Here is a 15601-nt window from a genome sequence, read left to right on the forward strand (position 1 = left end):
AAAACAATTCTTTCTTGGTAAAGCTTCTTTCTTTAGAAAGAAGGTTTTGAAACAAAACTTTTTTTTTCCGCTTCGCGGAAAAACCTTTACTAAGAACGCTTACGCAAAAACTTTTTTAAGAAAAAGTTTTATTAAAAAATGCTTATGCTTATGCTATTGCTTCACACAAATAATCCTGTTTCTTTGATTAAACTTCCTTTTCTAAAGAAAGTTTTTGGGACACCTACGGTCTCCCTTCATAAACCCGTCTTATATTTATTATAGCATAGCATCCTCTATTTCAATTGATACACATGCCTTCAATAATAGTAGTAGGGGGATTCTTTGGTGATGAGGGTAAAGGAAAGATCATTGCATACCTGGCGCGTCATGATAAACCTGAGGTGGTAGCCCGTGGAGGTGTGGGTCCCAACGCCGGGCACACCGTTGAAGTCGCGGGTAAGCGGTATGCACTGCGGATGGTACCCTCAGGCTTTGTGCACGAGTCTGCACGACTTCTTATTGGCGCTGGCGTTCTGGTTGACCCACGAGTGCTCACGCAGGAGGTAACGTCGTTCGGACTTGAAGGGCGAGTAGGTGTGGACTGGCGATGCGGGATAATAGAGGCGAAGCATATAGAGCAGGATAGAGGAGATGCGGAATTGAAGGATAAGATAGGGACAACCGGCACGGGCTGTGGACCCGCAAATGCCGACCGCGCATTACGGAAAGCGAAGCAGGCGAAAGACAACCAGGAGCTGAAGGAGTTCCTCTGTGACGTCCCGCTCGAGATAAATGAGACCTTGGACAGGGGCGGGCGTGTACTGGTAGAAGGGACGCAGGGCTTTGGCATCTCACTGCTCTACGGTACTTATCCGTTCGTCACTTCTAAGGACACAACTGCATCTCAGATGGCAGCAGATGTGGGCATTGGTCCAACGCGTGTGGACGATGTTGTGGTTGTATTCAAGACATTTCCAACACGTGTGGGTGAGGGTCCTTTTACGACTCAGATGGAGGATACAGAAGCTACCGAGCTGCATATCGAGGAATATGGCACTGTTACAGGACGCAAGAGACGAATAGGTACCTGGGATGCGAAGATGGCTGCTTACTCCGCGATGATAAACGGAGCGACAATGGTGGCATTGAGCGGTGTGGACAAATTAGACCCTTCATGTCGTGGCGCAAAGGACTACAGCGAGCTGAGCAAGGATGTGAAGAATTTTGTTGCAAAGGTGGAGCATGATACGCGTGTACCGGTGAAATTGATCTCAACAGGACCTGAGGTATCGGAGATGGTGGATTTGAGGTGATGTCCATTCAGTTTAGCGGCTCTATTGCAAGATAAACATCCTTACCCGCTATCTTCCAGTTCTTGCCATATATTCCTTCGCTCTCCCTTTCCCTTTCACTTACACGGCTTATCTCAACGGCAAGAGTCTCTGCACAGATGTAACTCGCGAACTTCTCGATTGCCTCTTCCACCTCCTCCGCTGCTTCATACATTATCCGTATCTCCGCGGTATATTCCAGCTCAAGCTCTTTCCGCATACCCTGCACACGCCTCACTATATCTCGCACCAGACCTTCATCCCTGAGCTCCTTATCCAGTTGCGTATTCAGGAAAAGGGTTGCTCCGTCCACACTCACCTGTTTATACCCGATTCCAGACGCAGCCGCAGGTGCAGATGTAGCGAATTTTACCTCATGAACATTCAACTCATCCCTCAATATCTCACTGAGATTGAGCTGACGCACCTTCTCACACTTTCCCGCTTCCGCTTCACCGCAAACGATAACAACATCCTTCAGGGGCTGTCTTATCTTTAGCCCCGCCTCCGACCTCGCCCGTCTACCCGCTTCCACCAGCCTGATGACCGTAAGCATTGAATCTTCCAGCTCTATATCTATCTGCGATTCAACATGAGAGGGATAATCACACAGGTGCACACTATCCGGTTGTTCCGGGTCACACCCCCTCACCAGGTTCTGGTAGATATACTCGGTGATGAAGGGTACAAATGGTGCCAGTAATTTACACAATGTCACCAGTACTTCATACAGAGTTAGATAAGCGCAATCCTTGTCGGGATTATCCTCAGGTACCCAGAATCGTCTCCTTGATCTCCTTATGTACCAGTTACTGAGGTCATTGACAACAAAATCTTCCAGCTTACGCGCTGCAACGTGGATATCAAAGCTCTCTATTGCTGCTATCACATCCTTGTTCACTCTGTTCAACCGTGATATGATCCATCTATCAATAGGAGCCCTATTCTCCACCGGTATCTCTTTATCGCTTGGACTGAAGTTATCTATCGTGGCATAAGTGATGAAGAAGAAATACGAGTTCCAGAATGCATTCATGAATCTCTTGTTCTTCTCCATTATACCACGTTCTGAGAACCTGATATCTTCATAGGGTGGTCCCGCAGTGAAGAAATACCACCTTAGTGCATCTGCACCTTCTTTGTTGAATATAGCGTTTATGTCCACGACGTTACCCTTGCTCTTACTCATCTTCACACCCTTATCATCCAGAATATGACCCAGAGAGAGCACATTCAGATACGGAGGCTCATCAAATATCGCAGTTGATACCGCCAGTAGCGAGTAGAACCAGCCCCGGGTCTGGTCTATCGCCTCTGTAATAAAGTCAGCAGGATAATTCTCCCTGAAATCTTCATTACCAGTCTCAAATGGATAGTGCCATTGTGCGAAGGGTGCGGAACCGGAGTCATACCAGCAATCAATCACATCTTTCACACGCTTCATCTTACCGCCGCAGTTCTCGCAGCGGAGTACCACTGCATCTATATAGGGGCGGTGCAAGTCATCAGGAACAGGTCCCTCCGCTCGTTCTCTTAGCTCTTTTATACTCCCTACACAGTATTCAGCACCACAGGAACTGCAAATCCAGATATTCAGAGGCGTGCCCCAGAACCGCTCACGGCTCAGTGCCCAATCCTCTATATTCTCCAAAAAGTTACCAAATCGCCCATATTTCAAATGCGCCGGATACCATCTTATCTTCTCATTATTCGCAATCAAATTATCACGTAGTGAGCTCATTGCAATGAACCATGATTCACGCGCATAATAAAGTAGAGGAGAGCCACAGCGCCAGCAGAAAGGATACGAGTGCATATATCTCATTTCCTTAAACAGAATCCCACGTTGCTTCAGCCACTCTATTATTGTATTATCCGCATCCTTCACGAATACCCCTGCCAGTGGTGTTACTTCTTCTTTGAATCGTCCTTTGGTATCCACAGGCTGTGTAAAGCCCAGATTGCCCTTACGACAAACTTCGTAATCCACTTCGCCAAACGCAGGTGCAATATGGACGATACCGGTACCCTCATCGAGAGTGACGAAATCGGCGTTGATCACCCTATGTGAGGCTCCGCCCGATATCTTCGCGTACTCGAATAGCGGCTCATATTCTATATTCGCGAGAGTTTCTCCTTTGAATCGCTCTAATATCTCATAATCATATTCATGCTGCTCATTGCTGCTCAGAACGTCATCCAGACGAGCTTCTGCCAGTATCAGAATACTCTCATTGTTATCTCCTTCTCCCTCCTTCACCCTCACCTTCACGTAAGTATACTGCGGATGTACCGCGAGTGCGATATTACCAATCAGAGTCCATGGAGTGGTGGTCCAGGCTAAGAAGTACACAGGAGTGGCATCTACAGAGGATGAGGACTGGCTCTGGTGGCTCTGGCTCTCGCGCTTCACTTTGAACTTCACGTAGATAGAGGGGTCTTCCACATCACGATAACCCTGTGCCACTTCATGACTGCTCAATGTGGTCTCGCACCTGGGGCAGAAAGGAACGACTTTATAACCTTTATAAAGCAATCCCCGCATCCATATCTCCTTCAAAGACCACCATACTGATTCTATATACGTATTCTTGAAAGTGATGTATGGAGAATCCATATCTATCCAGAATCCCACACGTCTTGTTGCATTCACCCATTCCTTCTCATACCGGAATACCGAGTCACGACATCTTCGATTAAACTTCTCGATTCCGAACTCCTCGATCTCTCCTTTTGTGTTTATTCCCAGTTCCTTCTCCACCTCGATCTCTACTGGTAGACCGTGAGTGTCCCAACCTGCTCTTCGGGGTGCATAAAAGCCTCGCATCGTCTTGTATCGCAGCACGAGGTCCTTCATCACACGCGTGAGGATATGCCCGGGGTGCGGGAGCCCATTTGCTGTCGGCGGTCCTTCGATGAATACGAACTTCTCCCGCCCTTTCCTCTGTTCTACGCTACGCTCAAATGTCTTCTCACGGTCCCACAGCGCCAATATCTCCTCTTCCAATCGTACGAAATTCGGTCTTTGCGCTTCTTTTCTGAACTGTGACATCTTGGCATCTCACCCTCTATCTTTATTCATAACCTACTTACCTACTTACTTAGCTTATAGCTTTGTATCCATTTTTAAAATTTCACACCATCGGGTCGAGATATTCACGATATTCATCAACCGTGACGGGTCTGCCAGACCAGTATTTTATCACCTCGCCAGTGCTGTTGATGATAGCACTCAGGGGCAGCAGTTTCTCTCCTTTGCCCTGATGTATGACGTGGTAGATAGCGGCTTCGGGTAGGCTATCAAAGAGTACATAAAATGCTATTCGGTCACCGTACAGTTGCCGCAAACGTTCTATATTCGGCTTGTCTCGTTCGCATATCCTGCATATGTTCTCATCACATGGGTCTCGTATTATACTCAACACAACAGGGCGGTGATAGCTCAGGATAGTGGAGACCGCGCGTTCAACACCCCTGTATTTCTCATTCACATACCGCTCTATCACATCACTGTACCTTGCAACCACATCCTGTCGGGTCATTGTATGCTTATCTGCAAACATCTGGATCACCTTATCTCGAAATACACGCTGATGCCGCGAGACAAGTACCTTTAGATGCATTTTATAGTTATTAGTTATTATATTCTAAACACCCTTTCTTTTTAAAATAACGGTTTTTAATTTAATGTAAAAGAATTGCACTTATACTTATTATTGTTATCCACATTGCAATCTGAATGCCGAGCATCCACTTGAAGTTTGAATCTATCCTCCCGTTCATGTCCAACCTCAGGTCGTCTATCCTCGTGTTCGTATCATCTATCCTCCCGTCAATGTATTCCTGTAATGTAATCCCCTTATCATATCAAATATCCGGTCGTACTCACTTACTCTCCCCTCTAAAGTGCTTATTCTCTCTATTACTTCCTACATTGAATTGCTCCTCCCGGATTCTTTCATGTATAAAAAGCCCATACATTTTTATGTCGTATGTATGAGTGAAACAGTTTCGACTGGCAAGCCAGATTAGGTTTGTGTCCTTATCAATAGCAGAGGCAAGCGGATTTTTAAAGGAGAGGGAATAGCTGTTGAAGAAAGGTGACGTGGTACAAGCGAGTGAGAAATTTATAAGGCTGCTGAGGATACTGTGAAAATACTTGCAAAAAACTTCACACTCCTGACAGTTACCGTGAGGCTGCGACCAGAGGGAGATGGACGGCATCATTGCTGGACAAAGCAGTCAGGATGATGGAAAGCATACTCGGAGAGGAGGATGTGGGAGTGGGACGTGGCTTGTTGTCCGGAGAATGAAAAAATAAAAAGAGAAAAAAACCTACCTGACTTTGTCATATTTATTTTATAAATACAACTATTTATTTTATGCATTTCTCAACCTATCATTTTAAATTAGCCGCAAACAATCTGAGATACCGGACAACCTGTATAGCAATTTCCACGGAATTAAAAGGGGAATGAATATCAATCCTCAAAATCTCGAGATAGTTCTAACTAAACGTGTCTGGATTGCGTGAAAATCATCGAATCAAGATACTCTTAGTTTTGTCTGCTCTTCCGCTTAACGATCTCAAGTATCTCCTTCTCTGTCATCCTCCTCCCTGGCAATATCACTTCCAGAATCTCTCTGACATCCTGTTTTTGCATCTTCCAGCGCTCTTTCCATCCAGTAGCGGCTGCAGGACATCTCTGCATCGCTGAAAGAGCTATAAAAAAACTTTTAGCTCCCCTGTAACTTTATTTAAAGTCATGAAGAGACAAGATAGCAGTAAAGTACAGAGTGTTTTCACGTTGTAAACCGCTTATATATCCTCGTTATTTTTTCTGGCAGTTTTACAACATCATCTATCACAACCCATCTGCTATTGCCATACATCCGTGGCAAATACTCAGCAGCTTCACGGTCAACAGTGATACAAAACGACTTGATACCATACCTCTGAGCTTCTCTTAGTGCCATTCTTGTGTCTTCAATAGCGTAATTTCCAAAATAATCCCGGTCTAATGGCTTACCATCACTCAACAGAATAAGCACCTTTGTTTTTTCTTCTCGTCTTCTTAATTTAGTTGTTGTGTGTCTGATTGCAGGAGCAATTCTGGTAGATTGATTATTCGTTATTGTAGATATTTTACACTGTACTCTTTGATCATAAGGCTCCTCAAAATCTTTAATAATATAAAACGCCACGTTATCGCGTCCATACCCCGAGAATCCGTAAATAGCAAAAGCATCGCCTAATTCTTTCAATGCTTCAGACATTAATATCAATGCTTCTTTTTCACACAGTATTGTTGCTCCTGCCGTACTACCACTCATATCAAGGAGAAATGCAACTACTATATCTCGAGTCCTTTTTTCGGTTCGTACGTAGTTTCTCTCGGAAGGTGAGAGCTTTAGTCGCTTATCGATAAAATATTGAACCGCTGAATCCAGGTCAACATCATCGCCTTCAAATTGTGCCCTCAATTTTACCGAACCCTCAGGTCTGAGCATCTGGAATTCTCGCCTGATTATCTTTATCTGCCCAGCATACTTCTGAATTGTTTCGAGATAGAATTCATCCGAACCTCCATCCAGAATTCGTTCTCTAACCCTTGACCAGTTCAATCTATAATCTTCGATGTCACTACCCCACTCGGGATATAAAAACGTATCCTGTTCGCGACGAAGTCCTTTTTCATCTGTAATTAATGTTTCAAGGTCGCATAAGTAATCCTTCACCATTTTCGGCTCAAGAGTATCAATTCGTGACTCGACGTCTTTGGGCTTGATACCCTTTTTTTTGAACAAAGCTCTTAACAGTTCTCTTACGTCTTTATTATAGTTTGTATTGGTTGGTTCGCTACTCAGTTTTTCATTAATTTTTCTCGCTGTTCTTCCAAAATTGCCGATATTTTGATTGACCTGCGATTGGTCTAAAGGTGATGAAAAAGGATTTATTGGTTGATAAAGTCCCTGAAAATTATCATCTATCAAGAAATATAATTCTGCCGCCACTCTTGCGGTTTCGTGGACGTCCGCATGTGGTGATGATAAGGTTTGGCTTATTGACAAAGCTTGCTCACATGTTTGCAGAATTTTTACCGGGACTTGTTCTATCTGTTCTTTTGTTGTTCCAGCAATTAACCGTTGAGCTATAATCTCCACTGCTCTTTGTTTATCATTGGCTAACTCGTCAAGAGAAGCCCTTTTAGAAACCATATGAATGTTCATTTCTGATATTTGTTCACCAAGAACAGGATATTCTGCTTGCAGTCGTGAATTGATTCTGTAATCCTCAAGTATGGTTATAAGGTCCTTTGCTAATGCAGGTTCAGGAAAGAGTGTATAAAATTTCTCTGTGTCGCTAATTCCATTCATTTCACGCCCACTATATCTTGCTTTTATCCTACCAACAACATCCTGAACATTCGTTAGCTCAAAATCGAAACTACCATATTCCAAATGAGCTTCTTCATGTGTTGCCAAAACTTTGAACATGACGAAATTCCTATCTTCTTCTTCAAATTCTTTGATCCGCTCTGGAAGAAAGATTCGCTCGCCATCGGTTGTGGCTCTGACCCCTTCACCTTCTACTTCCACAATCTCGATTCCGTAACCCAATAATGCATTCAGATAATGTAACAAAACAGGTTTTATTTTCTTCAACTCAAGACCTTTTGTGACAGCCTCAAGAAAATCAGCATATTCGGAAGACTCACCCCTCACAAAGGAGGTTGCTTTCTCTTCACCTTCTACCTTTGCTATTTCTGATGCTTTATAAGCTACTTTTACTAAACCTTCATAATCCGCTTTAGCAATGAGGTCAGGACTCGCCTCAAGCAGACTAACAGCGGTTCGTCCGCTATATTTGGCGACCTGACTACAAAGCTCATAAACCGCTTTAACTAACTCTTTATCTCCATACCTCAGCAATCTCTCAATGAGTCCTGGACTCATCCCCTGCAACCTGACAGCAGTTCTCCAATTATAAGTCTGGGCGACCTGACTACAAAGTCCATAAACGTCTGTAACCAATTCGTCATCTCCAAACTCGAGTAATCTCTCGATGAGTTCTGGACTCCCATCAAGCAACCGAGCAGCGATAAAACCATCATCCTTGTTGACCTGACAACAAAGTTCTGCCATCCTCCACAGACATTCATAACTAACTCTATCAATGAGTTCTGGACTCAGCTCAAGCAACCGAGCAGCAACAAAACTATCTTCCCGAGCTATCTGACTGCAGAGGGTGACTACTTTCTCAAGAGCATCGTAGCCCACTCTATCAATGAGTTCTGGACCCAGCTCAAGCAACCTGACAGCAGTTCTTCCACTATACCCGGCAGCCTGGCTACAAAGACATGCTACCTTCTCAAAAACATCATAACCTACTCTATCTATGAGTCTTGGGGTCATCTCAAGCAAAGCAGCAATAAATCTGCGATCTTTGGCAATTCGGCTACAAAGACACGCTACCTTCTCTAAACCTTCATAGCCCACTCTATCTATTAGTCCAGGACTTATCCCAAGCAACTTAGCAGCGACGAAGCTATCTTCCCGGGCAACCTGACTACTTAGCCCTGCAATCTTCTCAAATCCTGCATAGCCTACTCTATCTATCAGTTCTGGACTCTGCCCAAGCAGCCTGATAGCCGTACCCTCACTATACCTGGCAAGCTGACTACAAAGTCCATAAACGTTCATGACTAAATCTTTATCGCCGTACGTTAGCAACCTATCAATGAGCTCTTGGCTCTCCTCAAGCAAAGTAACCGCAGTTCGCCCACTATATCTGTCAAGTTGAGTACAAAGACTTACAACTCTCTCTAAACCTTCATAACCCACTCTATCGAGCAAAGGATACAATTCGCTAACCAACTTCTCAAGAACTTCGCCTTCGTAATACTCCCCGAGTAGTTTCCTTATCTTTTTCACTCCGTGAGCTTTCTTAATCGAATTCCATACCATTTTTCAGCAGACCACAATAGTAGCGTAGCCTTTTCTTTGTCATACTCACCTATAAAATTTACCACAGAGTACGCTGAGTTCGCAGACGAAATTAGATGCTGAGTTACACATCACACATCAAAATAATTCTTAAGGATCTCTTCTATGCTTCTTTTGAGGTCACTATCGTGAGTTAAAGGCTCAATCATGGTTGAATATAATGCATCTCGCATTGGTACTCCACTATTTAGCAATGTGCCAGCATAGACAAGTTCTCTGGTCGAAACACCTTCTTCAAGTCCTTGATGAACGAGATTCCTTATTTTATTCGCTGCTTTTACCAACTTTCTTGCAATATCATGTTCAACACCCGTTTCTATATGCACAATTTGAGTCTCCAGGTCTTCTCCTGGCCATTCGAGCGCGATACTCACAAACCTCTGTCTTGTGCTCTGTTTTAATTCTTTTAACACACTCTGGTAACCCGGATTATAACTAATTACCAACATAAAGTCCTCCGGTGCATAGAATATCTTTCCTAACTTCTCTACCAGCATATATCTTCTGTGATCCGTTAATGGATGAATAACAACAGTTGTGTCTTTCCTTGCCTCCACGACTTCATCCAGATAAACGATACCTCCATTTTTTACTGCCATAAGAAGGGGTCCATCAATCCACTCTACATCGTCTCCTTTAATGATATACCTCCCGGTTAAGTCATTTGCACTTAAATCATCATGGCAGGCAACGGTATAGAGCGGTTGTTCTAACTTCCATGCCATGTACTCAACTAATCGTGTTTTACCACTCCCCGTAGGTCCCTTCAGCATAACTGGTAGTTTTTTCTTAAATGCCGCTTCGAATAGCGCAATCTCGTTCCCTTGCGGCAAATAAAAAGGCTCATCTTTTATCTCAAACCCACCATTTTCATATAATAATCTTGAGTCCAATCTCTCCAGCATTTTTACTTACCTACTTGCCTAAATACAATAATTCATATTAATTTAAATCTTTATATTTGTATTTGTATAGCCACTGTAAAAACAAAAATAAAAATAAAAAATATAAAAGGGGATAAAAAGCACCCCTATGCTGACAGTTTCGTATATGGATGTGGTTCCTTCACTTCGATTTCGTGTTCTGACGCGTTTGCCTCTGCTACAATCATATCTGCCATGCCAACCAGTGGGAATACCAGCGGTGCATTCTCTATTGGTCCATAAAGCACGAAATCCTGACCCGCTATTACCGGGATGATATTAGAGCCTATGTCGCAGATACGGAACACATCCGCGCCAAGCCCTTCCCAGCCACCTGGTCCTTTTGTCGCATGCTCCTTCCGGAATGTCTTCAGCCAGGTCCATGCAGAAGGTGCATTATGGATACCCAACCCTACCGCAATACCATATTTCGCCTTAATGACGTAGCCAGATGCAACGGATGAGCCTACACCTGCTCCTATTGGCAGTGTAGCCGGGTCGCACATCTGTTTCGTTATGCCCAGGTCCCGTGCAAGCTGCACCAGTCCTTTGTCAAATGTACCTGCTCCTGTCTCTAACAAATCTATCTTCCCTGCCACCGTTGAATCTTTTGGGTTAAACGCTAAGAGAATCGCCGCATCCAATTTGGATTCGCCGATTATTTCCAGCTCCTCTGATGAACACGACACGTTTATTGAATTATACACCGCCCTCTCTGTTAGTCCCACTTCATCCACATACTTCAGCCCCGCTATCTTCGCCTCTGCCACTGTCGAGTCGATCAAGAAAGGCGAGTCACTCTTCTCTGCACAAAACGCAATTTCTTTCTCCATCGCCTCCGGCGATTCTGAAAATATCTGCATCATGCATGGATTCCCTGTTAAATCCGAGAACTCATCTTGCTTATTTATCACATCTTCCGCTGCTTTCTTGTCAAATATCCCTTTTTCTGCATCTTCGACCAGATAATGCTTTGCGTAGAATATCGTCCCGCAAAGAACTGTTGCGCACTCTCCTGGCTGTCCTCCTACTTTTACTCCACCAATTTCGTATATTTCCTGCTTTCTATCATATATAAACATTTTTTCCACCCTCCTTTTTTATACTATCCAGAATAGCACATATGCAAGTATTCCTATTATTAGCCCGTATAAAGTGCCAATCGCAAAACCCACTTTCTCTCCCTGTCGCTGAGCAAGCTCACCCGTGACAAACTCCACTTTCTCGTCCATCGCCGCCAATCTGCTCAGTAGTTTGGTGTGCTCTGGCGGTGTTGTTGCAACAGGCACTGCTAACTCCTTCAGTTCCTCTTCTAATTTCCCCAGCACCTCTGCGTCTACTTCCTCCTCCAGCTGCTTTTCCTGCTCTTTTCCTCCTTTCTTCTCTTCTCCCATTCTCTTATTCTCCTTTTCTATACCCACGCCATAACTTTAAGTCCCGCAAGAACCAAACTCACAAATAGTCCGATTGCCATCCCTTTTACGAATCCAACCCAGAGACCGGATGCGAACCTTGAATCCTTGCCTATTAACGTTATGGACTTTCTCAAATCCTCTATCTTCGCAGTTATCACCGCGGTCTCCGGTGTTTGCTGCACTACTTTTTGTGGTGGCATTTTATATCACCTCCAAAATAAGCGGCAGAAGAAACACGACCGTCACTATCAAACCTGCCAGCATGCCCATGATAGCATTTACTGAGAGCCCTGAGGATAATTTCTGGTCTCTTGCAATCAACTGTGCCTTGTACAGAATATCATTCGTTGCCTGGTTTATTACGTCCATGTAAGGTGATGCGGGCATGGCTAAAGGCATCTCCAGCTGTGCCGCTGCTTCTTCCTCCTCGCCTACCTTCACGATCATCGGGTCTTCCGGATAAGCCCCCGGGTCTCTTGCCTTTAACTCATTCACTTTTGCCATTATCGCCCCGTAGTCTTCCACGCCTATCATGTCAATTACTTCTACCTGTTTCCTGAATCGTTCGATTGCTGCATCCGGTAAGTTCTCGATGAATGGAATTGCACCCTTTGAGCCTATTATCTTCCGGGTAGATGGATCAATGCCGTTCTTCCACAGCGCTACCATCGACGATCCGCTTAAATGCCCTGGAACTTCCGCACCGGCAACGATGAGGAATCTTATGTTCGGATTGGAGATAATATTCGTTATCATCTTCTCCAATCCAATGTTCTCTGTTTTATCCGGTCCCTGTATTGCAACCCCGGGCAGATGCTCGATGTGGAAATAAGTCCCCGTTGACGATACTGCCACACAACTCTTCGGGTCACCAACCTCGTAGTCGCCGGTGACGAGTGGCCATCCATCCGGGACTTCCTTCTTCTCCACCATTTTCATGCACCTCCTAACTTGAATAACACGAGTGCCACCGCCAACACGCCGAATATCACTCCAAACACGAACATCGTTACGAAACCCGCTTTACTCAACGCCCCTTCTCTATGTGGCTGAGACATTACGAACCCGCTTTGGGGGTCAAGGCAATTGAACAGATCATCTACTGCGGTCTCCAAAACACTTATCTGTTCTTCTATCGGAGCAAGGTTCACCTTGTAGAATCCTGCTCTACTCACCCCTACCTTAAGTGAATCCGGGTCCAGTACCACACCATACTTCTCGTTTATTACCAACATTTTCTCTTCTCTTTTGCCACCTCCCTTATTCTATTGTCTTGATTAACCCAGTTCCTACGACTGAATATGCCTCGCGCATAGCCGCCTTCACGAACTTTACGTAGAATACAAGCCATACCAGCGCACCGAAAATAACCAGAGATACACCATCTGCTACTTCCCACATTGAACCTGCGGTAACCACCAGAATGATTCCCAGTATGGCACACAGCAACCCTGAAATCTCAACAGAGAGCATGAGCGTCCTTGGTCTTCTCTCATCAGGACCTAAACACGCGTTGTACGGATGGAACATCGCCATGCAAGAGAGAATGAACAGCAGCGCTATTATCCCAGTAGATATTGCTTTGTCCATCACCACATCGAAATTCAGCGAGCCGGCTACGATAGAGAATTGAAGCAGCATTGCAAGCGAACCTGCCAGTCCGAGCTCCATCATTCCTCGTTCTAAGCCTGGTATCTTCATCCCTATGAATTTCTCACTGTTCGACATCACGCCTGATAGGTATCCAACACCACCCATAATCAGAACGCCACCTAAAGCTCCCGCTGCGTATCCTGTCTTACTTGCGAACGCTGTTCCTAATATCGCGCCAACGATACCATAACCCATTGCCAGCACGCCTATGGATGGAACACCTGTCCCTAACCCATATTTAGAGGTTTTACGAACAGAATCGGCGCCCCATAGCAAAGTGAATATCACGCCCACTGCCTTTATCACCGCTGGCAATACGGGCAACAATATCGTTATGATCACCGCAATCACTGCAGAAATTATCCCCAAACGGGTTTCATCTGGCGGAAACCCTCCTGTCGGCTTCTTTTCCTCTTCCTCCTCTACTGCTGGTGTAACCGTCATTTTATCAACCCTCCTATATTTGCAGCCAGCCATACGAGCACACCACAGAACAGCGAGATTACGAAGCAAGTAATTAGCGCTTTTGGTAATCGCTTGAATTTCGGATCATGGAAACCCTCTATGGTCCCTCCGATGTTGTAAGCTGCAATAATTGCATTGGCTACGAAGATTCCCATTGCTACCATCCCTGCCGTTGTTGGTTCAAAGTTTGCGTAGTTAAGCAGAGCGAAATAGATGAGTGCTCCGCCAAATCCACCTAACAACGCCCCTATCATACCCGAGATAAAGCTCACGTTTGGTACTCCGTGCCCATCACATTGTGGCGTCTTGTACTCCTTCTGTGATTCTTTCGTTATCGGATCCACGTCTATTCTACCAGATGCAGGAACAATACCGGTTCCAAAGACATAGATGATGTTCGCCATAAGCATGGTGACACCCATCATTATCCATGACCCTACGGCACCAGAAAGTGACACGAGCAATATACTATTGCTAAAAGTCGCTACTGTTGATGCCGTAAACAACCCGCACATTGCCGCTCCGAACATGAGCATGACTGTCCCCGTTGCAATTCCTGTCGCTGTCCCCATCGCCGCTGGCGCTCCTCCTACTGGTAACAGATGAACACCGAGACTTGCTAACACTCCTCCTATTATCACACATACTATAATCAACAATACTGGGTCCATTTTTTTTCACTCACCTACAAAGGGTCCATATCTCTTTCTCGCCCATCTCACTATCACCACATTCCCCACTGTCAACGCTATCCCTATCATCAATCCTAATACGATACCTATTGTCGCTGCCATATTTCCTGCCGTGGCTTGTAAGTCGGGTAAATAATTTCCAGCTATCATCCCCACAAGAGTCCTCCAGTTCTCGAACAGGATGATGAGCCCGAAGGTCAAACCAGTGCAGGGTCCACCGTATTTCACACAGAAACCTACGATGTCTTTCTGTGTCCGTATACCGCACTCTGCGTATCTCGTTATCTTACCGTGGTATACTACCCTCTTTCCCTCACCGAAAGGTCTATCCTGAAACTCTCGCTCCGTTCCGTAATGGATATCTCCGGTAGAAGAACCTATCGCACCTACGGTAATGCCCCAGATGAACGCGAGCATCGGTAGAGCGAATGGATGGTTCAATTCCGGCAGTCCGGACAGAGTTCCAAGGTTGCTCTGTATATAAGCTATCGCTGTAATGCACAGAGTTGCCATAAATCCATGCGTTGCTATTGGCAGGAGATGTCCATACAAGACATCAAGGTAAATAGGTTGCTCGAATCTTTTCTGCGCTGTTGTTCTGCCCAAATGCGCCGTGGTTGCAAATATCACGTGGACTACCTCGCCCACTATTGTTCCTATTGGGATTGCCATTATTGGGTGTACTCCCTTCGATAATAGCACCCAAGCTATTACTCCCGCGATGGTACAGTACATCGCGTATGCTGGCGCCTCACCGGAAATCGCTTTGTTGAAGAACCGATGCACCTGTCCCACTTGCGGTGCCAGTTGCACTTGCGAGTTCGGATTACTCTGTGACCCTGTATCTGACTCCAGGTCCTCGAACATACATGCTATCAACGCTAAAAAGACTATCAACAACATCCATGCAAACAGCATTGCTATTGGTTCCATATGCAAAGGTAAGAACTGCTACTTTATAAAAAATTTTCTATTTTTACATGTTTGTATCCCTACAAGATAACAAGGCAGATAAACAAGAGGAAAGAGAAGCCCGAACCTTGCGCTTATACTTATATTATATACAGGAATAGGCATATAATATGTAACCCGGTATAGGACATAGGAGCAGGAGCAATAATGTCTTTATTCAG

14 protein-coding genes are annotated in these 15601 nt (G+C 44.9%); 1 reads left to right on the forward strand and 13 read right to left on the reverse strand.

The genetic code is table 11. From position 1 onward, the window contains the following. The first annotated feature begins 293 nt into the window (after window positions 1-293). Window positions 294-1295, forward strand: a complete 1002-nt coding sequence (locus J7J01_08705; GenBank protein MCD6210945.1) for an adenylosuccinate synthetase — start codon at window positions 294-296, stop codon at window positions 1293-1295. Between the two features lie 7 nt (window positions 1296-1302). On the opposite strand, the gene J7J01_08710 is transcribed toward J7J01_08705, so the two are convergent. The 13 genes from J7J01_08710 to mtrE form a co-directional block, all read right to left on the reverse strand. Further along, window positions 1303-4365 (reverse strand): isoleucine--tRNA ligase, encoded by a 3063-nt coding sequence (locus J7J01_08710; protein ID MCD6210946.1) that lies wholly within the window; start codon window positions 4363-4365, stop codon window positions 1303-1305. An 82-nt stretch (window positions 4366-4447) separates the two neighbouring features. After that, a complete protein-coding gene (locus tag J7J01_08715; GenBank protein ID MCD6210947.1) occupies window positions 4448-4876 on the reverse strand; it encodes a hypothetical protein in 429 nt (142 codons plus the stop codon). A gap of 993 nt (window positions 4877-5869) precedes the next feature. Next, complete coding sequence (locus tag J7J01_08720) at window positions 5870-6025, reverse strand: hypothetical protein (protein MCD6210948.1); 156 nt, start codon at window positions 6023-6025, stop codon at window positions 5870-5872. A 91-nt stretch (window positions 6026-6116) separates the two neighbouring features. Next, on the reverse strand, window positions 6117-9248 hold the full coding sequence (locus J7J01_08725; GenBank protein MCD6210949.1) for a VWA domain-containing protein: 3132 nt from the start codon (window positions 9246-9248) through the stop codon (window positions 6117-6119). 143 nt (window positions 9249-9391) lie between these two features. Next, complete coding sequence (locus J7J01_08730; protein MCD6210950.1) at window positions 9392-10225, reverse strand: CbbQ/NirQ/NorQ/GpvN family protein; 834 nt, start codon at window positions 10223-10225, stop codon at window positions 9392-9394. Window positions 10226-10350: 125 nt separating this feature from the next. Beyond that, window positions 10351-11325: a tetrahydromethanopterin S-methyltransferase subunit H gene (gene mtrH / locus J7J01_08735; protein ID MCD6210951.1), complete on the reverse strand. Its 975-nt coding sequence runs from the start codon at window positions 11323-11325 to the stop codon at window positions 10351-10353. 18 nt (window positions 11326-11343) lie between these two features. Then, window positions 11344-11637: a tetrahydromethanopterin S-methyltransferase subunit G gene (gene mtrG / locus J7J01_08740; protein MCD6210952.1), complete on the reverse strand. Its 294-nt coding sequence runs from the start codon at window positions 11635-11637 to the stop codon at window positions 11344-11346. A gap of 17 nt (window positions 11638-11654) precedes the next feature. After that, window positions 11655-11858, reverse strand: a complete 204-nt coding sequence (gene mtrF, locus J7J01_08745) for a tetrahydromethanopterin S-methyltransferase subunit F (GenBank protein MCD6210953.1) — start codon at window positions 11856-11858, stop codon at window positions 11655-11657. A 1-nt stretch (window position 11859) separates the two neighbouring features. Beyond that, the gene (gene mtrA / locus J7J01_08750) at window positions 11860-12591 is read right to left on the reverse strand and encodes a tetrahydromethanopterin S-methyltransferase subunit A (GenBank protein MCD6210954.1); all 732 of its coding nucleotides are present in this window, start codon (window positions 12589-12591) and stop codon (window positions 11860-11862) included. 2 nt (window positions 12592-12593) lie between these two features. Next, entirely contained in the window at window positions 12594-12893 is a 300-nt protein-coding gene (gene mtrB, locus J7J01_08755) for a tetrahydromethanopterin S-methyltransferase subunit B (protein ID MCD6210955.1), read from the reverse strand. A 25-nt stretch (window positions 12894-12918) separates the two neighbouring features. Continuing rightward, entirely contained in the window at window positions 12919-13755 is an 837-nt protein-coding gene (gene mtrC, locus J7J01_08760; protein MCD6210956.1) for a tetrahydromethanopterin S-methyltransferase subunit C, read from the reverse strand. Next, window positions 13752-14447 (reverse strand): tetrahydromethanopterin S-methyltransferase subunit D, encoded by a 696-nt coding sequence (locus J7J01_08765; protein ID MCD6210957.1) that lies wholly within the window; start codon window positions 14445-14447, stop codon window positions 13752-13754. Before J7J01_08765 ends, mtrC begins: the two co-directional genes overlap by 4 nt. A gap of 6 nt (window positions 14448-14453) precedes the next feature. Beyond that, window positions 14454-15401, reverse strand: a complete 948-nt coding sequence (mtrE, locus tag J7J01_08770; GenBank protein ID MCD6210958.1) for a tetrahydromethanopterin S-methyltransferase subunit E — start codon at window positions 15399-15401, stop codon at window positions 14454-14456. Between the last annotated feature and the right edge of the window lie 200 nt (window positions 15402-15601).

The organism is Methanophagales archaeon (assembly GCA_021159465.1).
Classification (GTDB): domain Archaea; phylum Halobacteriota; class Syntropharchaeia; order Alkanophagales; family Methanospirareceae; genus G60ANME1.